Raw genomic sequence first — 17,736 nt, 5'->3', positions numbered from 1 at the left:
CGATCGTTCCCGGACGGGCCGATTGCGAACCGCTATTCACGCGTTTCGATCAAGGTGGCATGCAGGACATAGCGCTCCGGGCCGGACGTAACGGCGTCGAATGGCCAGCAGGTCGCGAGCACGAGTTCCGCGCCCTGCGCTGAGGGATCGATGCCCGACGCGTCGAAACGGACAACGGCTGAAGAATCCGCCCGATAGCGAAAATGCTTGCCGTCGCGGCGGGTGATCTCAACGATGTCTCCGACTGCAACATTTCGCAAGAAGCGGAAATGTGTGTCACGATGCGCTGCATATACGGCAACACCGCGCTCGCCCGCATCAGCCGTTCGGCTGATATGGCCCGGCCCGAAGGCAAGCGCCTGGCCGCTCGTACCTTCCAGCACGATCGCGCTGGCGCCTATCCGCTTCACCTCGATCCGCGCGACCGGCCAGGTATCGGCCCATGCCCATGGTTTGATCACCTCGCCCGTCGCGAGGCTCTTGTCGAACGCGCGCTCCAGCAGCACCTGCGCCAGCCACGCCTTGGCATGGATGTAGGCGCCGTCGCCAAACAGGATGAGACCGATCAGTGCCAGAACCAGGGGAGATAAGAGGCGGGGCATGACATCTACTCTCGTCATTGCTTCGTCGCGTCGCTCCTCGCAATGACTGGAAAAAGACGCGCGCGGCCGTTGGTATGGGACGGGCAGCCGCGCGCGCTAACAGAGGAGTTCGGGGAGGCTCCTCTCTCAAGCGGCGTCGGTGAGCAAGAGCCGACGCCGGTTGAACACGAACAGGATCAGGGCGAGCACGATCAGGATCAGGCCTGCGATCATCTTCAGCTCGGCTGAAGTTGCTGTCTTGGGCAGACGGATCGCGTCAGGCGCTGCGGGTGTCGGACGCCGCGCGGCGGGTGAGGTGCGCGCATCGGCGTGGCGTTCACGCAACTGCGAGGGGATCTGCGGCCGTTCGCCGAACACCTTCTCGAACTCCCAGCCGGCCGGCAGGTTGATCGGCAATTCGCTGAGCTTGAGCGGCGCGCCTTCGGGCCGGCTCGGCGTCTTGTCGATGGCGACAAGGCTGGTCAGGCGCGTAACGATCTGATGGTCGAGCGCCAGCGCCAGGATCGCCTTGTCGGCCTCCTCGGGCGCGAGCTCCCGCATGGCGCGCGCCACTTCGGCGTCACCGATCTTGCGCCTGGCCCAGAGTTTCGACAGGCCGTTGCCTTCGGCGGCATTTTGCAGCGGCAGCGTTACCGACCATGGACGATCGCCGACCCGCCCCTTGATCTCGAGCGAGCCTGCGAGCTTGTCGAGCTTTGCTGCCAGCACCAGCGGCTCGTCGCGATAGACGTCGGGGATCATCGCCGGGGTCACGTCGGCGTTGGTCTCGGAGAATTTCGCGGTAAGGCCGGTCACGGCCGGGTTTTCGAGCTTGGCGAACAAGCCGCGCATGCGCTCCTCCACCTGCTCGACGGAACCGATATGGGTGAAGGCACCGCGGCCGAGCTCGGCGGCGCGGGTCATCAGATAGGTGTTGGGCGCCGACCCGATGCCGACCATGAAGACGCGCGAGCGGCCGCGCATCGTCGTGATCGTTTCGAACAATTGCTGCTCGTTGCCGATTGCGCCGTCGGTGAGGAAGACGACCTGGCGAACCATGCCGGTGTCGCCGAGCTTGTCGGCCAGCGCGGCGCGCATTGCCGGCACCATCTCGGTGCCGCCGCGTGCCTGCAACGCGCTCACGAACGAGGTGGCATCACCGACATGGGCGGCGTCTGCAGGCACGGAGGCAGGAAACAGCACGTCCATGGTATCGTCGAAGCGGATGACGTTGAAACGGTCGGTCGGCTGGAGGCGAGACAGAGCGTAGGCGAGGCTCGCCTTGGCCTGGACAATCGACGTGCCGCCCATCGACCCCGAATTGTCGATCACGAACACGACCTCACGCGGCAGCGGCTTTTGTGTCGTCTGCTCGGCGCTGGGCGGAGTGACGAAGGCGAGCAGGTAGTCGGCATCACCGACATGTTCGCGGAACAGGCCGACTGACGGCGCTTTCTCGTCGGCGGGCTTCCAGGTCAGCTCGAAGTCGCGGTCGGCGGGGACGACGCCGTCGGCGAGCGTGATTACACGCGCCGTGTTGTCCGGACTCTCGATCTTGACCTTATGGTGGTGACTCCTGACCTCACCGAGCGCGAAGCCGGCCTTCAGGCGCACCGTGATGCTGGTCGGATTGACCGGTGCATTCCTGGCGGGATCCAGCACAGGCGGCGAGATGCGGTCGCGGTCCGGTACCGGGTCCGAGGTCGCCGTGCCCCAGCCCGATCCGTCCTTGCGGAAGTCGACGCTCTGCACGATCGGCGCCGGATTGTAGCGCGGTCCGACCACCAGCGGCAGACGCAGTGAATATTCGTTGCCGGATTGATGCACGGGTTCCTGATATTCGATCTGCACCAGCACGGTCTCGCCGGGGCCGATATTGGCGACCGAGTTGGTGAAGATGTTCGGCCGCTCCTGCTCCGTGAGCGCCGCCCTCTGACCAGTGCGGCGCGCCTCTTCGTAGATCACGCGGGCCTGCTGCCGCTCCTTGATGTCTCCGACGATGACGCGGTCGCCGACCACCATCTTCAGCGTATCGACGGCGCCGCCGGTCGCGAGCGGATAGACATAGGTTGCTTCGACCCAGTCCTTGGTCGGATTGCGGAAGATTTGGGTGACGCGCGCGCGCAGCGTCGGGCCTGATGCCGTGATGTCGACATCGATGCCGAGGCGGATCGCTTCGGTGGTGACGCCATCCTCCTTCAGGAGGAGGGAGCCGGACCTGGCGTCGCCGGGCTGGAGCAGGCTGGCCTGCCCGGTCGTTGCCGACCAACTGGTCCCGAAGCTGACGAGCAGGGCCACGAAGGCCATCAGCATCACCGCGATGCCCTGCGCGAGAAGAAACAATCCGAGCTTGATCAGCCCCTTCAACATGGGGTGCTCGTCGTTGTCGGCTGTATCGTAGGTGTCCATTGGCCTGCTCCGGAAGGACGTTTGCTGGCTCTGAGCATTCGCTGGAGGGGGCCGATTTCGCGAGCAGAATGATCGGTCATGTTCCGCCGCGGCCGGCGCGGGCAGGCCGCCGTGGGGCGCCCATGTGCGGTTTTGTGCTGACTTGTCCGCCCTGCTAGAATGGCCGTGCTGGAGCAGGGTTAGCGATGCAGATGCAGGATAAACTCACCGACAAGCAGCTTTCGGACGAGCAGAGCCGCGAGATCGCCGAGACCATTCGCGAGGAGCTCGCCAGGCGCCGGATCTCCCGGCAGACGCTGGCCGAGCAGGCCAAGCTCAGCCTGTCGACGCTGGAGAAGGTGCTCGGCGGCCGGCGGCCGTTTACGCTGGCGACCACGGTCCGGCTGGAGCAGGCGCTGGGCGTCTCCTTGCGCAAGAGCCCCGTCGTGGCGGCGCCTCAGGCCGCCAACGATGTCGCTCCCGACAGTCTTGGCTCCTATGCGCATCGCGCCGTGACCTGGCTCGAGGACGTCTACATCACGCTGCGGCCGTCGTTCGGCGACAAGGACGCGATCTTCGCGTACCGTACCGAGATCGTCTGGGAGCCGAAGGTGTCTTCGCTGGTCTTTCGGGAGGGCGATCGCACCGATACCGCCTACGAGCATACCGGCGAGGTCGCCGTCCCGCATCAGTCAGGCTTCATCTACCTCGTCATCATCAAGCACGGCCAGCATCGCGTGATCACGGTGTCGCGGCCGACGGTCGCCGGCGAGATGTACGGCATCATCTCGACGCTCCGCGCCGGGCCTGGTTCACAGCTCACGCCGATCGCAGCGCCGATCGCCTACGTACCGCTCCGGAACGTCCCGAAGCCGTCGCTGGGGAGGGTCGGGCCCGGCGACGCCAACCATGCGTTGTACGGAAAGCATCTGCGCCGCACGGTGGAAGAATCCTTCGCACTGTTTCTGTCGGTATAGTCCGCAAGAAAGAATCCGGAATGGCGTTGCCTGCGTCTATAAGGGGGTATGCAGAACGCGCGCGCCCCATGCATCGGCGAATCTCCGCTGTTCTCCATCATCATCCCGCTCGACGACCATCGCGGGCAGTGGCGGCAATCCTGGCTCGGCTGGACATCACAGAGTGTAGACAGGTCTCTGTATGAGATCATCCTCGCCGTACCGCCGGACGCTCAACTCCGCGCGGATATCGAGGCGCTCGTCGGCCACGATGCGCATCTCGAATACAGCGAATCCAATCACGACATCGAGTTGAGTGCGCTGGGCGCGGCGAAGGCCCGCGGCTCCTACCTTTTCTTCACGGAATCACACTGCCGTCCCGAACCCGACGTGCTCGAACTCTGCTTGCGCGCCATTGAAGATCATCCCGATTGGTCGGGATTCTCCTGCCGTTCGATCCCGGTTTGCCACAATGCCTTGTCGGAGGCAGAAGCTGCGATGTACCAATCCGACATCGAATTCGGCATGAAGGTGCATCCTTGGCTCAAGGTGCTCGATCAGTGTTTCGTGACACGACGCGACGTCTACGAGGAGTGCGGCGGCCTGCGCACGGATCTGGGTCACTTTGCCGAATGGGTGCTCGCCGCCAGCTATTATGCGCGCGGTCACGTCATCGGTTATCTGGACGGAGCCTGCGTCCATCACTACTACGTCGGCAGGCTCGACGAGCTCGAGACCTTTACGCTCGATTTTGTGCAGGGCCAGATACGCTATCTCAGTGAGGCGCGCGACGATCCCGGCAGCGAGCTGCTGGAAATTCCGCTCGACTGGAGCAAGCAGGGCGAGTTCGATGCCTCGCTCGCCCGCCATGCATTGAAAGCACTCGTGCGCGACAGCCTCGCGGGGCGGGGATGGAAGCGGCCCGATGAGATGCTGCGTGCCTTTTTGCGCTGGGTCGCACCGGCTCTGTTCGGCGGGCTCGGCACGCGTGCGGCAGCCCGTCTGGGGGTCATACGTGCACACACGGTCTTGACGGCGTTGGAGCGCATCGGGTCGAGCGAGGCGATCGGCCGATGGATGAAGCGCTACATCGCCGCACTGATAAGGCTTCAGAGATTCGATTGCATTTCCCACCTGTCCCGACAGGGCAGGCCCGCTGCAGGGCTCATGGGCAAGCACGTTCTTGCGCAGATCGGCTTCCATGCCGAAGAGTCTTCCGCCGGTCACACTTTCCGGTGGAGCGAGCCGCAGGCTGCCCTGCGGATCGAGGGGCCGCCCGGCCGCAACATCGTCCGCATTCGAAGCCCGGCACTTCGCGCGCCGCTTGAGGCGATCGGCGCGCATTTCTATCTCGACGGCGCGCCTGTCGATCCCGCCGCGATCGTGATCGGCTGCGACAGCTATACGCTTAGCCTCGATCTGCCGCCATCAGGTATCGCCACCCTTGCGTGGTCATGCCCGGTGCTCAGGGGCGTCGGCGATTCGCGTCCTCTCGGCCTGTCCATCGTGGCGATCGACGTGGGCGGCGAGGCCGAAATCGCCGGCAGGGCAGCGCTGCTCGCTGAACAAGAATAGCGGCCCTTCGGCCGCTATTCGGTGTTTCAGTGGGTGCTTTCGGTCGAGCTAAAGCATGATCCGGAAAAGTGCGCAGCGGTTTTCCGAAAAGATCATGCTTAAACAACAACCTAAAGCGCGATGACGATTCATTCTAATCGCATCGCGCTTTAGCCTCCGGCCTCCGCGCTAATGATGTCGCCGAACAGCTCCCACTGGCCCTTCTTGAAGCGCCACATTTTGAGCTGCTCGATCGGCGCGAAGTCCGTGGTTGAGGTGTTGATCTTGATTCCCGGGATCAGCGTGTCAGGGACGAAGTCCTTGAGACTGGCGGCCTGCTTCATCACGTTCTCACGCGTCAGGTTGTCGCCCGACTGCTTCAGCACCTGAACCATCGTCTGGGCCGCCGCATAGCCGTAAACGAGATTCGCGTCCGAAATATTCGCGCCGGGCATGTACTTGTCGATGAAGGTCATGAACTTCTTCATGCCCTCGTCGTCCTTCCATTGCGGATCCGACGCATCCTTCAGGTAGTGCGCCGACAGCACGCCCTCGGATGCCTCGAGACCGGCCGGCTTCATCACCGCGCCGATCGACACCGAAACGTCCGTCATCAGGTGCATCGGCTTCCACTCCAGCTCGGCGATCTTCTTGATGGCTTGGGCCGCGAATTTCGGTGTGGCGATGTTCACGAAAACATCGGCGCCGGTGCCCTTGAGCTTGACGATATGGGCGTCGATCGACGGCTCCGACGTCTCGTAGCTTTCTTCGGCCACGATCAGCTTGGATGCCTTTTCACCGAACACGTCCTTGATGCCGGCGAGGTAGTCCTTGCCGAAATCGTCGTTGGCATAGAAGATCGCGACCTTCGCGTCAGGCTTCTCTTTCAGGATGTATTTGGCGAAGATCCGGGCCTCGACCCGGTAGCTGGGCTGGAAGCCCATGGTCCAGGGAAAATTCTTCGGGTCGTTCCACTTGCTGGCGCCGGTGGCGAGGAACAGCTGCGGCACCTTCTTGGCGTTGTGATATTTCTGCACGGCGGTCTGGGTCGGGGTGCCCAGCGCGTTGAAGATCAGGAACACTTCGTCGCTCTCGATCAGCTTGCGGACCTGCTCCACGGTCTTGGGCGGCGAATAGCCGTCATCGTAAGAGATCCAGTTGATCTTGCGGCCGTTGATGCCGCCCTGATCGTTGACCATCTTGAAATAGGCTTCCTCGGTCTTGCCGATGATGCCGTAGGCGGAAGCGGGACCGGAATAGGCCTCGACATTGCCGATCTTGATCTCGGTGTCGCTGGCGCCGGTGTCGTATTTCTTCTGCGCGAAAGCGCCCTGGGTGGAGAGCAATGTCAGGGCAGTTGCCGCGGCGAGGACGAGTTTCTTGTTCTTCATGGAAATTCCTTGGGGTTTCTTGTTGGGTGGAGCAGGCACTTCAAAAAAGAAAAGCGCCCGCGAGGGGCGCTTGGGTCAGGCGTTGGCGGCTTTCTTGTCGACTTCGGAGGCCGCCGAGAACTCCTTGCGCAAGGTCGGCTTGTGGATCTTGCCCGTGGCGTTGCGGGGCAGCGCGTCAACGAAGCGGATCTGGCGCGGACATTTGAAGCGCGCCAGCTTGGCCGCGCAATGCGCGAAGACATCGGCCTCGGTCAGCTTTTGGCCCGACTTGACCGCGACGATGGCAAGGCCCACTTCGCCCCATTGCGGATCGGAAATGCCGATCACGGCAGCTTCGGCAACGGCCGCGAGCTGGTGCAGCACGTTCTCGACCTCGGCCGGATAGACGTTCTCGCCGCCGGAAATGTACATGTCCTTCCAGCGGTCGACGATGTAGTAGAAGCCCTCTTCGTCGACGCGCGTCGCGTCACCGGTGTGCAGCCAGCCGTCGGTGAAGGAGGTCTTGTTCGCCTCCGGCCTGTTCCAGTAGCCCGGCGTGATGTTCGGCCCCTTGACCCAGAGCTCACCGAGCTCGCCGACATCGGCGTTGCTGCCGTCGGGCCGCACGATGCGCACTTCGGTGTGCAGCACAGGCTTGCCGGCGGAGCCGGCTTTGCGCGCCGCATCCTCGCGGTCGAGCACCAGCACGGCCGGCGAGGTCTCGGTCATGCCATAGCCTTGCTGAAGTGCGACACCGCGCGCCTCCCAGACCTTCAGCAGCGGCACCGGCATCGGTGCGCCGCCGACGCCGCCCACGATCAGCCGGCCGAGATCGGTCGTCGCGAAGGCGGGGTGTTGCGCCATGAACTGGTAGATCGCGGGCACGCCGAAGAACACGTTGATGCCCTGCGCGGGATCGTTGATCAGGCCGAGCGCGGTACCGGGGTCGAACGCGCGCATGATCATCACGGTGCCGCCGGCATGCAGCACCGGATTGGTGTAGCAATTCAGTCCGCCGGTGTGGAACAGCGGCAGCACGGTGAGCAGCACCGAGGACGGCCCGATGCAGGCGGGGCCACCGAGATTGACGCAATTCCAGAAGGTCATGCCATGGGTAATGGTCGCGCCCTTCGGATGTCCCGTCGTGCCCGACGTGTACATGATGGTCGAGACGTCATCGAGCGTGACCTGCTCGATCGCCTCGAGCGGCTTTGCGCCCGCAATGCCGGCCTCATAGGACCCGCCGGGGCCGAGCAGCAGACTGGTTGCAATGCCGCACAGCTTTGCGACGGCAAGCGCGGTCTCGGCGAGGTCGGTGTCGTGGATCATCACCTTCGGTGCGCAGTCGCCGGTGATGAACTGAAGCTCGGGAACGGTGAGGCGGGTATTCAGCGGCACGAAGATGGCACCGAGGCGGCCGCAGGCGAACTGCACCTCCAGCGTATCGGTCGTGTTCAGGGCCAGCACCGCGACGCGGTCGCCGCGTGAGACGTTCAGCGTATGGCGCAGGAATGAGGCGAGGCGCGAGACGCGGGCGTCCAGCTGCGAATAGGTGAAGCGCCGCTCGCTCGCGAGGTCGATCACCGCAACCTTGTCAGGCGTGCGGCGGCCATGATGAATGATCCAGTCGTAGTAACGAACGGCCAAGAATTCCTCCCTCGGCGGTCTTTGCCGCCTGCATCCTTATTGCCGTGCACCATGCCCGGCGTGGCCCTGGGGCCAGCCGGAGTTGGTGCATCGACGTCTTTTTTTGATTTGGAGTTGGCGCGCGAGGGGTCAAAATCGTCTTGCGTTGAGTTGCTAGGCCATGGCCCGCGCCGCAGTGGTTCTTCAGTCAGCCACTCTGCGCAAGTGAGCCGCCGATGTTCCGGCCATGGTGAACGAGACGAATCCGTCCGCGAGGCGAGACTGCGATGAAGAGCCCGTTCTATACCGCCGAGCACGATGCCTTCCGCGAAATGATGCGCCGCTTCGTCGAGAAGGAGATCTCCCCGTTCGCCCATGAGTGGGACGAGGCCGGCGAATTCCCCCGCGCGCTCTATCGCAAGGCGGCCGAGATCGGCCTGTTGGGGCTGGGATTCCCTGAGGAATATGGCGGGATCGCCGCCGACCAGTTCATGAAGATCGTGGCGAGCCAGGAATTGGCGCGGGCGGGCGCCGGAGGCGTCAGCGCCAGCCTGATGAGCCACACCATCGGCTCGCCGCCGATTGCGCGGGCGGCACGGCCGGAGGTGAGGGCACGCGTGCTGCCGCAGGTGCTGTCAGGCGACAAGATCTCCGCGCTCGCGATCACCGAGCCGGGCGGCGGCTCCGATGTCGCGAACCTCGCCACAAGGGCGCGGCGCGACGGCGATCACTACGTCGTGAGCGGTGAGAAGACCTTCATCACCTCAGGCGTGCGCGCCGACTATCTGACCGTTGCGGTGCGCACGGGCGGCGAAGGTGCCGGCGGCGTCAGCCTGCTCCTGATCGAGGGCGATACGCCCGGCCTGTCGCGAACCAAGCTGAAGAAGATGGGCTGGTGGGCCTCCGACACCGCGACGCTGCATTTCGACCAATGCCGCGTGCCGGCCGAAAATTTGATCGGCGAGGAAGGCCAGGGCTTCAAGATCATCATGCAGAATTTCAACAGCGAGCGCATGGGCATGGCGGCCGGCTGCACCGCCTTCGCCCGGGTTTGCCTCGACGAGGCGATCGGCTACGCCAAAGAACGCAAGACTTTCGGAAAGCCGCTCGCCCAGCACCAGGTCATCAGGCACAAGATCGTCGACATGGCGCAGAAGGTCGCCGCAAGTCAGGCGATGCTGGAGATGCTGGCCTGGCGGCTCGAGCAGGGCGAGAGCCCGGTCGCCGAAATCTGCATGATGAAGAACCAGGCGACGCAGACCATGGCCTTCTGCGCCTCGGAAGCCGTACAGATCTTCGGCGGCGCCGGCTTCATGCGCGGCATCAAGGCCGAGCGCATCTACCGCGAGGTCAAGGTCAACGCCATCGGCGGCGGCACCGAGGAGATCATGAAGGATCTGGCCAGCCGGCAGATGGGGTTGTGATGAGAGCCGTCCCGGGGCGCGCAGAGCGCGAACCCGGGACCTGGAGATGGGTCCAACAATATCGAGATTCTCAGATGCGCAATTGCGCATCGTAGTTCGACGCTTCGCGTCGCCCCGGAATGACGAGGTTGAGAGAGAAAATGCTATTCACCGCCGACCACGACGACATCCGCCGCTCCCTGCAAAAGTTCATCGCGAACGAGATCAACCCTCATGTCGATGACTGGGAGAGGGCCGACATCTTCCCGGCGCACGAGCTGTTCAAGAAGATGGGCAGCCTCGGCTTCCTCGGCCTGAACAAGCCCGTGGAGTTCGGCGGCTCCGGCCTCGACTACTCCTATGCGCTGATGATGGCGGAGGAGCTTGGCGCCATCACCTGCGGCGGCGTGCCGATGGCGATCGGGGTGCAAACCGACATGGCAACGCCGGCGCTGGCGCGGTTCGGCTCCGACGAGGTGCGGCGCGAATTTCTGACGCCCTCGATCTCAGGCGATTTCGTCGCCTGCATCGGCGTCTCCGAGCCCGGCGCGGGCTCCGACGTCGCCTCGATCAAGACCCAGGCACGCTCCGACGGCGATGACTACGTCATCACCGGCGGCAAGATGTGGATCACCAACGGCACCCAGGCCGACTGGATCTGCCTGCTCGCCAACACCGGCGACGGGCCCGTTCACCGCAACAAGTCGCTGATCTGCGTGCCCATGAAGAGCAAGGGCGTCATCATCGCCCGCAAGCTCGACAAGATGGGAATGCGCTCCTCCGACACCGCGCAGATCTTCTTCGACAATGTCCGTGTCCCCAAGCGCAACCGGATCGGCGAGGAGGGAAAGGGCTTTACCTACCAGATGATCCAATTCCAGGAGGAGCGGCTCTGGGGCGCGGCGGCTTGTCTTAAGGCGCATGAATACATCATCGATCAGACCATCGAATATACCCGCAACCGCAAGGCCTTCGGGAAGTCGATCCTCGACAACCAGGTGGTGCACTTCAAGCTTGCGGAGATGCAGACCGAGGTCGAGCTGCTGCGCGCGCTGATCTATCGTGCCGCCGAGCAGCTGGTGGCCGGCGAGGACGTGACCAAGCTTGCGACCATGGCCAAGCTGAAGGCTGGCCGGCTCGGCCGCGAGCTCACCGACGCCTGCTTGCAATATTGGGGCGGAATGGGCTTTACCAACGAGACGCCGGTCAGCCGCGCCTATCGCGACAGCCGCCTGACCTCGATCGGCGGCGGTGCCGACGAGGTCATGCTGATGGTCCTATGCAAGATGATGGGCACGCTGCCCGGCAGCAAAGGAAGCTCTTGATGATCACGCTCTATCACTGCGACGCCGCGCGCTCCTTTCGCCCGCTCTGGATGCTGGAAGAGATGGGGCTGCCGTATGAGCTGAAGATGCTGCCGTTCCCGCCGCGGGTCTTCGCCAAGGAATATCTGGCGCTCAATCCGCTCGGCACGATACCCTTCATGGTGGACGGCGAGACGAAGATGACCGAATCCTCCGGCATCTGCCACTATCTCGGCATCAAGCATGGCCCGACGCCGCTGATGGTCGGGCCGGAAGATCCCGCCTATGGCGCGTTCTTGAACTGGATGTATTTCAGCGACGCCACGTTAACCTTCCCGCAGACGCTGGTGCTCCGATACACCCAGCTCGAGCCGGAGGAGCGCCGCAATCCGCAGGTTGCCGGCGACTATGCAAAATGGTTCCTGGGCCGGTTGCGCGCCGTCGAGGCAGCGACGGCCAATGCCGAAGCATTGTGCGCCGGCCGCTTCACCGCCGCTGACATTGTCATCGGTTATGCGCTTCGGCTGGCCGACAATATCGGGCTCGCCAAGGATTTTGGGCCAAATGTCGCAGCCTATTGGGCGCGCCTGCAGCAGCGGGACGGTTTCAAGCGCGCCGTGGCTGCGGAACAGAAGGCTGGTGCCGAGCAGAATGTTGCACCAAGAGTGCGGGCATAAGTTTTAGGTCGTCATTCCGGGGCGATGCGCAGCATCGAACTCCGGAATCTCGAGGTTTCGGGTTCGGTCCAATGGACCGCCCCGGAACGACGGCGCATGGTTTATGACAGCGCTATCGCGTCGTGACAGCGCCCAAATTTCCGCTAAGGTGACCTCCGTCCGCAGCGGCCAGAGAGCCGCGCGAGGAGGACCCCAATGGAAGATAAAGGTCGCGAATCCGACCATCTGATGCTGATCACGCCGGAGCGGGTATTCTATGCCGGCCTGCTCGGCCGCCCTCGCAAGCGGACCCCCGGCTGCTGCCATATCTACGTCGCGGTGAAAGGCAGCCTGCACCTGACGATCGACGACGTCCACACGTCGGACGAACTGATCGTGACCCTGCCGAACCAGCGGCATTCCATCGCCAGCGACTACCGCACTGCAATCAGCGTGACCCTCGAGCCGGAAAGCATGCCGGATGGCGTGATCGAGGCCTTGGCCGAGCGGCTGCGGGGGCCGGACAAGGCCACCTATGCCCGCAAGATCCTCGCTGCCTACGCGCTGCTGCGCCAGCGCCGCTATGGCGACATCACCACCGCCGAGTTCGACGAGATGTGCTTTGGCGAGGCGCTTGCCCGCCGCGCGCTCGATCCACGCGTGACCCGGGCGGTCGCCCGCATCGAGCGGTTCACCGGCGAGCCGGTGACGGCCGACACTTGCGCGGCGGAGGCGGGGCTCTCGGCCTCGCGCTTCCTGCATCTGTTCAAGGAAGAGACCGGCATCTCGTTCCGCTCCTTCCGCGCCTGGAAGCGCGCACGGCATCTGCTGCACTTCGCCAACCAGGACCTCAACCTCGCCCATCTCGCGCAGGACATCGGCTATCCCGACTCCACGCATTTCAGCCATTCGATCCGCCGCTTCTACGGATTGAAGCCGCGCGCGATCTTCGTCGGCTCGCGCGACCTTGCGATCTATCGCAGCACGGAGACGGTGCGGCTCGCAGAGGCGAGTTAGGCTCGCTCTCGTAGGGTGGGCAAAGGCGCTCTTGCGCCGTGCCCACCACTTCTCGGCAACTGGCAAAGATGGTGGGCACGCTTCCGCCTTCGCTCTACGAGCTTCGGCGGACAAGTCGCTTTGCCCACCCTACGAATTCGTCGTGTTTTCCAGCTTCTCCGCGCAAGAAGCCGCATGCCGCCCATCCCATGATCGCAAGCGTTGAATTCTCAACGTGCGAGACATCCAAGGCATGAGCGACAAGGCCGTCATCACCTGCGCGCTGAACGGCGTGCTCACCGACCCCAAGCAGCACAACGTGCCGGTTACGCCCGAGCAGATGGCACGCGAGGCCAAGGCTGCGTTCGATGCCGGTGCGTCCGTCATGCACATCCACCTGCGTCAGCAGGCGCCGGGCAAGGGACATCTGCCGTCCTGGGAGGTCGCCGTCAGCAAGGAGATCCAGCAGGCGATCCGCGAAGCCTGTCCCGGCGTGATCATCAATCACACCTCGGGCGTGTCAGGACCGAACTACTCCGGCGCGCTCGACTGCATCCGTGAGACCAAGCCGGAGATCGCCGCCTGCAACGCCGGCTCGCTGAATTATCTGAAGGTGAAGGCCGACAATAATTGGGCCTGGCCACCGATGATGTTCGACAACGCGGTCGAGAAGGTGAAGGACTATCTCGACGTCATGAAGGCGGTCGGCACCATCCCCGAGTTCGAATGTTTCGACGTCGGCATCGTCCGCTGTGTCGGCATGTACAACCAGGTCGGCATGTACAAGGGACCGCTCGAATATAATTTTGTGATGGGCGTCGCTTCGGGAATGCCCTCGGACCCGGAGCTGCTGCCGATCCTGATCAGGCTGAAACGTCCCGAGGCGAATTTTCAGGTCACCGCGATCGGCCGCGAGGAAATCTGGCCGCTGCACCAGCGTTGCGCCGAGCTCGGCGGCCACCTGCGCACCGGTCTCGAGGACACTTTCTATCTCGCCGACGGCAAGAAGGTGACGTCGAACGGCCAGCTGATCGAGGCCGTCGCCGCCTGCGCCCGCCGTGCCGGCCGCGAGATCGCAAGCCCGGCCGAGGCGCGGAAGATCTTTGGGACGAATCGCTAGCCAAACATGGTCGTTCCGGGGCGCGCGAAGCGCGAACCCGGAACCTCGAGATTCCGGGTTCGATGCTGCGCATCGCCCCGGAATGACGGAGTAAACTGTGTCCATTCTCGAAAGCACCATCTCCCCCGGCAGCGCCGCCTACCACGCCAACCGCGACGGCATGCTCGGCCTCATCGACCGCATGCGCGCGCTGGAAGAGCGCACCCGCGCGGCGTCGGCCGCAGCCAAGGATCGCTTCCACAAGCGCGGCCAATTGCTGCCGCGCGAGCGCGTCGCGCTGGTGCTCGATCCCGGTGCGCCCTTCGTCGAGCTGTCGACGCTCGCCGGCTACATGTTCGATGTACCGGACGCGACCAAGAGCGTGCCCGGCGGCGGCGTCATCGCCGGCATCGGCTTCGTCTCGGGCATCCGCTGCATGGTCAGCGCCAGCGATTCCGGCATCGATGCCGGCGCGCTGCAGCCTTACGGCCTCGACAAGACGCTGCGGGTGCAGGAGCTCGCGCTGGAGAACAAGCTGCCTTACGTGCAACTGGTCGAAAGCGCCGGCGCCAACCTGCTGCGTTACCGCGTCGAGGATTTTGTCCGTGGCGGCAACATCTTTCGCAATCTGGCGCGGCTCTCTGCGGCAGGCCTGCCCGTCGTCACCGTCACGCACGGCTCCTCGACTGCCGGCGGCGCCTATCAGACGGGTCTCTCCGACTACATCGTCATGGTCCGCGGTCGTACCCGCGCCTTCCTCGCCGGGCCGCCGCTGCTGAAGGCCGCGACCGGTGAGATCGCGACCGAGGAGGAGCTCGGCGGCGCCGAGATGCACACCCAGGTCTCTGGTCTCGGCGATTATCTTGCCGAGGACGACCGCGATGCGCTGCGCATCGCGCGCGAGATCATGGCGGCGCTGGAATGGGAACGGCCGGGCAGGACGGCGTCGGAATTCAAGCCGCCACGCTACGACCAGGGCGAGCTGCTAGGCATCATGCCGATGGACCACAAGCGCTCCGTCGACATGAAGCAGGTGATCGCACGCATCGTCGACGATTCCGATTTCACCGAGATGGCGCCGAATTACGGCCCCGCCACCGTCTGCGGCCACGCCCGCATCGAAGGACAGGCGATCGGCATCATCACCAACAACGGGCCGCTCGATCCCGCCGGTGCCAACAAGGCGACACATTTCATCCAGGCGTGCTGCCAGACCCGCACGCCAATCCTCTATCTCAACAACACCACCGGCTACATGGTCGGCAAAGCCTATGAAGAAGCCGGCATGATCAAGCACGGCTCGAAGATGATCCAGGCCGTGACCTCGGCGACAGTGCCGCAGATCACCATCTACTGCGGCGCCTCGTTCGGCGCCGGCAATTACGGCATGTGCGGCCGCGGCTTCCATCCGCGCTTCTGCTTCTCCTGGCCCAATGCCAAGACCGCCGTGATGGGCGGCGAGCAGGCGGCCGAGACCATGGCCATCGTGACGGAAGCGGCCGCCGCGAGGCGCGGAAAGCCGGTCGAAAAGGAAAAACTCGACGCGATGAAGGCGCAAATCATCGGCGTGTTCGACGGCCAAATGGACGTGTTCTCGACCAGTGCCCGCGTGCTCGACGACGGCGTGATCGACCCGCGCGACACCCGCGCGGTGCTGTCCGAAGTGCTCGCGATCTGCCGCGAAGGCGACGCACGGACGCCGCAGCGCATGCAGTTCTCGGTGGCCCGCCCATGAGGAACGGATCAGTGCAGCACCGGCCGTTCTTCAAGGTCCTGGTCGCCAATCGCGGCGAGATCGCGCTTCGCGTGATGCGCAGCGCGCGGCAGCTGGGCCTTGGCGTCGTCGCGGTCTATTCGGATGCGGATCGCGACGCGCTCCACGTGCAACAGGCCGACCAGGCCGTGCGCATCGGCGAAGTCTTGCCGGCGCAATCCTATCTCAACATCCCCGCGATCATCGCCGCGGCGAAAGCGAGTGGCGCAGATGCCGTTCATCCCGGCTATGGGTTCCTCGCCGAGAACGAGGATTTTGCGCAAGCTTGCAAGGATGCCGGCCTGATCTTCATCGGCCCGTCGCCACAGGCGATCGAGGCGATGGGCAACAAGGCCGGCGCCAAGGAGATCATGAAGAAGGCCGGCGTTCCCTGCGTGCCCGGCTATCAGGGCGCCGATCAGGGTGACGAGGTCATGCTCGCGGAGGCCAAGGAGATCGGCTTCCCCGTGATGATCAAGGCGGTCGCCGGCGGCGGTGGACGTGGCATGCGGCTCGTGACGGACGCCGCTTCGTTCCCCGATTCGCTGCGCAGCGCGCGTTCCGAAGCCAAGGCCGCGTTCGGCGATCCCACGGTGATCCTCGAACGCGCCATCCAGAATCCCCGCCACATCGAGATCCAGGTGTTCGGCGACAGCCACGGCAACGCCATCCATCTCGGCGAGCGCGACTGCTCGGTGCAGCGGCGGCATCAGAAGCTGATCGAGGAGGCGCCGTCGCCCGCCGTGACGCCGGAGCTGCGCGCGAAAATGGGTGACGTCGCGGTCGCCGCGGTGAAGGCGCTGCGTTACGAGGGCGCCGGTACGCTGGAATTCCTGCTCGACGAAAATGGCGAATTCTACTTCATGGAGATGAATACGCGTCTCCAGGTCGAGCATCCCGTGACCGAGGCCATCACCGGGCTCGATCTGGTCGAGCTGCAGCTGCGTGTTGCGCGCGGCGAGCCGTTGCCGGTGAAGCAGCAGGATATCAAGTTCTCCGGCCATGCCATCGAGGTGCGGCTTTGCTCGGAAGATGCCGCGCACGACTTCATGCCGCAGTCCGGCCGCATGGCGCGCTGGCAGGTGCCAGATGGCGTCCGCGTCGAGCACGCGCTGCAATCGGGCTCGGAGATTCCGCCGTTCTACGATTCCATGACCGCCAAGGTCATCAGTCACGGCGCGAGCCGCGAGGAGGCGCGAGCGCAGCTGATCGTCGGCCTGGAGCAGCTCACGGCCTTTGGCGTGACCACCAACCAGGCGTTCCTGATGTCGTGCCTGCGCCACTCCGGCTTCGCCAAGGGCGAGGCGACGACGGCCTTCATCGGCGCGCATCGCGATGAGCTATTGGCGCCGCGTGCGGACGCGGCCTTCGATACGGCTTTGGCGGGGCTGCTGCTCTACGTCACCAACCCGCGCGCGCCGTCATGGCAGGGCGGGCGGAGCCTCGCCGCCACCTTTCCGTTGCCAGCGAAGATCGAGATCGCCGGTCAGACATACGAACTCGAAGTCACGCGCGAGCGCGATGGTAGTTACACTGTCGCCGCCGACGGCCGACAAGACAAGTTCGAGATCGACCAACTCGATTCCGACGCCGTCCGCTTCAGCCACAATGGCGTGATGGACAGCGCAAAGTTCCTGCGCGACGGTGATCGGCTCTACCTCCAGCATCGCGGCGTCCCTCTCGCGGTCACCGATCTCACGCTCGCCGCGCCGAAGGCCACTGCTGCCAACGGCGGCGACGGCAAGGTGCGCGCCGCCATGAACGGGCGCGTCGTCGCCGTGCTGGTCAAGCCGGGTGACCGCGTCACCGCCGGCCAACCGGTGCTGACGCTGGAAGCGATGAAGATGGAGCACGTCCACAAGGCCGGCGTCGACGGCGTGGTGGCGGCTATCGACGTCGCCGAAGGCGAGCAGGTGACGACGGGCAGGATCGTCGCCGAGATCGGGGCAGGTTAGCGCGGCGAACGCAGTCTCGTAGGGTGGGCAAAGGCGCAAAGCGCCGTGCCCACCATCTCGCGCTAATCGCAGAAAAGTCGTGGGCACGCTCCGCT

The 17,736-nt window shown here is 64.4% G+C and carries 13 protein-coding genes; 9 read left to right on the top strand and 4 right to left on the bottom strand.

Translation table 11 applies throughout. The features are described from left to right. Positions 1–32: 32 nt before the first annotated feature. Both GA0061098_RS28260 and GA0061098_RS28255 read right to left on the bottom strand, forming a co-directional pair. Positions 33–602 (bottom strand): class GN sortase, encoded by a 570-nt coding sequence (locus tag GA0061098_RS28260; protein WP_091964377.1) that lies wholly within the window; start codon positions 600–602, stop codon positions 33–35. A gap of 126 nt (positions 603–728) precedes the next feature. Further along, positions 729–2,990, bottom strand: a complete 2,262-nt coding sequence (locus GA0061098_RS28255) for a marine proteobacterial sortase target protein (protein ID WP_091964374.1) — start codon at positions 2,988–2,990, stop codon at positions 729–731. A gap of 185 nt (positions 2,991–3,175) precedes the next feature. Here GA0061098_RS28255 and GA0061098_RS28250 point away from each other — a divergent pair, with 185 nt between their 5' ends. Together GA0061098_RS28250 and GA0061098_RS28245 are read left to right on the top strand one after the other, a co-directional pair. Then, complete coding sequence (locus tag GA0061098_RS28250) at positions 3,176–3,946, top strand: helix-turn-helix domain-containing protein (protein ID WP_091964371.1); 771 nt, start codon at positions 3,176–3,178, stop codon at positions 3,944–3,946. Positions 3,947–3,994: 48 nt separating this feature from the next. Beyond that, positions 3,995–5,500 carry a hypothetical protein gene (locus GA0061098_RS28245; RefSeq protein ID WP_091964367.1) on the top strand — a complete coding sequence of 502 codons (1,506 nt, stop codon included), beginning with the start codon at positions 3,995–3,997 and terminating at the stop codon, positions 5,498–5,500. Between the two features lie 149 nt (positions 5,501–5,649). Here GA0061098_RS28245 and GA0061098_RS28240 read toward each other — a convergent pair whose 3' ends face one another. After that, positions 5,650–6,870: an ABC transporter substrate-binding protein gene (locus GA0061098_RS28240; RefSeq protein ID WP_091964365.1), complete on the bottom strand. Its 1,221-nt coding sequence runs from the start codon at positions 6,868–6,870 to the stop codon at positions 5,650–5,652. Positions 6,871–6,945: 75 nt separating this feature from the next. Beyond that, positions 6,946–8,496, bottom strand: coding sequence for an acyl-CoA synthetase (locus GA0061098_RS28235; RefSeq protein WP_091964362.1), 1,551 nt, complete (start codon positions 8,494–8,496; stop codon positions 6,946–6,948). 266 nt (positions 8,497–8,762) lie between these two features. Here GA0061098_RS28235 and GA0061098_RS28230 point away from each other — a divergent pair, with 266 nt between their 5' ends. From GA0061098_RS28230 to GA0061098_RS28200, 7 genes are all read left to right on the top strand, one after another. Next, complete coding sequence (locus tag GA0061098_RS28230) at positions 8,763–9,899, top strand: acyl-CoA dehydrogenase family protein (RefSeq protein ID WP_091964359.1); 1,137 nt, start codon at positions 8,763–8,765, stop codon at positions 9,897–9,899. Between the two features lie 140 nt (positions 9,900–10,039). Further along, complete coding sequence (locus GA0061098_RS28225; RefSeq protein WP_091964356.1) at positions 10,040–11,203, top strand: acyl-CoA dehydrogenase family protein; 1,164 nt, start codon at positions 10,040–10,042, stop codon at positions 11,201–11,203. Next, the gene (locus GA0061098_RS28220) at positions 11,203–11,859 is read left to right on the top strand and encodes a glutathione S-transferase family protein (protein ID WP_091964353.1); all 657 of its coding nucleotides are present in this window, start codon (positions 11,203–11,205) and stop codon (positions 11,857–11,859) included. The genes GA0061098_RS28225 and GA0061098_RS28220 overlap by 1 nt, the downstream gene beginning before the upstream one ends. Positions 11,860–12,054: 195 nt before the next feature. Next, a complete protein-coding gene (locus tag GA0061098_RS28215) occupies positions 12,055–12,855 on the top strand; it encodes a helix-turn-helix domain-containing protein (protein WP_091964350.1) in 801 nt (266 codons plus the stop codon). Between the two features lie 232 nt (positions 12,856–13,087). Beyond that, complete coding sequence (locus tag GA0061098_RS28210) at positions 13,088–13,954, top strand: beta-keto acid cleavage family enzyme (protein ID WP_091964347.1); 867 nt, start codon at positions 13,088–13,090, stop codon at positions 13,952–13,954. A gap of 97 nt (positions 13,955–14,051) precedes the next feature. Further along, positions 14,052–15,668: an acyl-CoA carboxylase subunit beta gene (locus GA0061098_RS28205; protein WP_091964344.1), complete on the top strand. Its 1,617-nt coding sequence runs from the start codon at positions 14,052–14,054 to the stop codon at positions 15,666–15,668. Then, complete coding sequence (locus GA0061098_RS28200; RefSeq protein WP_091964341.1) at positions 15,665–17,641, top strand: acetyl-CoA carboxylase biotin carboxylase subunit; 1,977 nt, start codon at positions 15,665–15,667, stop codon at positions 17,639–17,641. Before GA0061098_RS28205 ends, GA0061098_RS28200 begins: the two co-directional genes overlap by 4 nt. The last annotated feature ends 95 nt before the right edge of the window (positions 17,642–17,736 follow it).

This window comes from Bradyrhizobium shewense (assembly GCF_900094605.1).
Lineage (GTDB): Bacteria > Pseudomonadota > Alphaproteobacteria > Rhizobiales > Xanthobacteraceae > Bradyrhizobium > Bradyrhizobium shewense.
The sequence above is the reverse complement of the archived record's forward strand: the minus strand, read 5'-3'. Positions and strand labels throughout refer to the sequence as shown.

Bases quoted from the DNA above. Each gene is read 5' to 3' on its own strand.
- GA0061098_RS28255 (WP_091964374.1), bottom strand. From the start codon at position 2,990: ATGGACACCTACGATACAGCCGACAACGACGAGCACCCCATGTTGAAG.
- GA0061098_RS28230 (WP_091964359.1), top strand. From the start codon at position 8,763: ATGAAGAGCCCGTTCTATACCGCCGAGCACGATGCCTTCCGCGAAATG.
- GA0061098_RS28250 (WP_091964371.1), top strand. From the start codon at position 3,176: ATGCAGATGCAGGATAAACTCACCGACAAGCAGCTTTCGGACGAGCAG.
- GA0061098_RS28225 (WP_091964356.1), top strand. From the start codon at position 10,040: ATGCTATTCACCGCCGACCACGACGACATCCGCCGCTCCCTGCAAAAG.
- GA0061098_RS28240 (WP_091964365.1), bottom strand. From the start codon at position 6,870: ATGAAGAACAAGAAACTCGTCCTCGCCGCGGCAACTGCCCTGACATTG.
- GA0061098_RS28200 (WP_091964341.1), top strand. From the start codon at position 15,665: ATGAGGAACGGATCAGTGCAGCACCGGCCGTTCTTCAAGGTCCTGGTC.
- GA0061098_RS28260 (WP_091964377.1), bottom strand. From the start codon at position 602: ATGCCCCGCCTCTTATCTCCCCTGGTTCTGGCACTGATCGGTCTCATC.
- GA0061098_RS28220 (WP_091964353.1), top strand. From the start codon at position 11,203: ATGATCACGCTCTATCACTGCGACGCCGCGCGCTCCTTTCGCCCGCTC.
- GA0061098_RS28215 (WP_091964350.1), top strand. From the start codon at position 12,055: ATGGAAGATAAAGGTCGCGAATCCGACCATCTGATGCTGATCACGCCG.
- GA0061098_RS28245 (WP_091964367.1), top strand. From the start codon at position 3,995: ATGCAGAACGCGCGCGCCCCATGCATCGGCGAATCTCCGCTGTTCTCC.
- GA0061098_RS28210 (WP_091964347.1), top strand. From the start codon at position 13,088: ATGAGCGACAAGGCCGTCATCACCTGCGCGCTGAACGGCGTGCTCACC.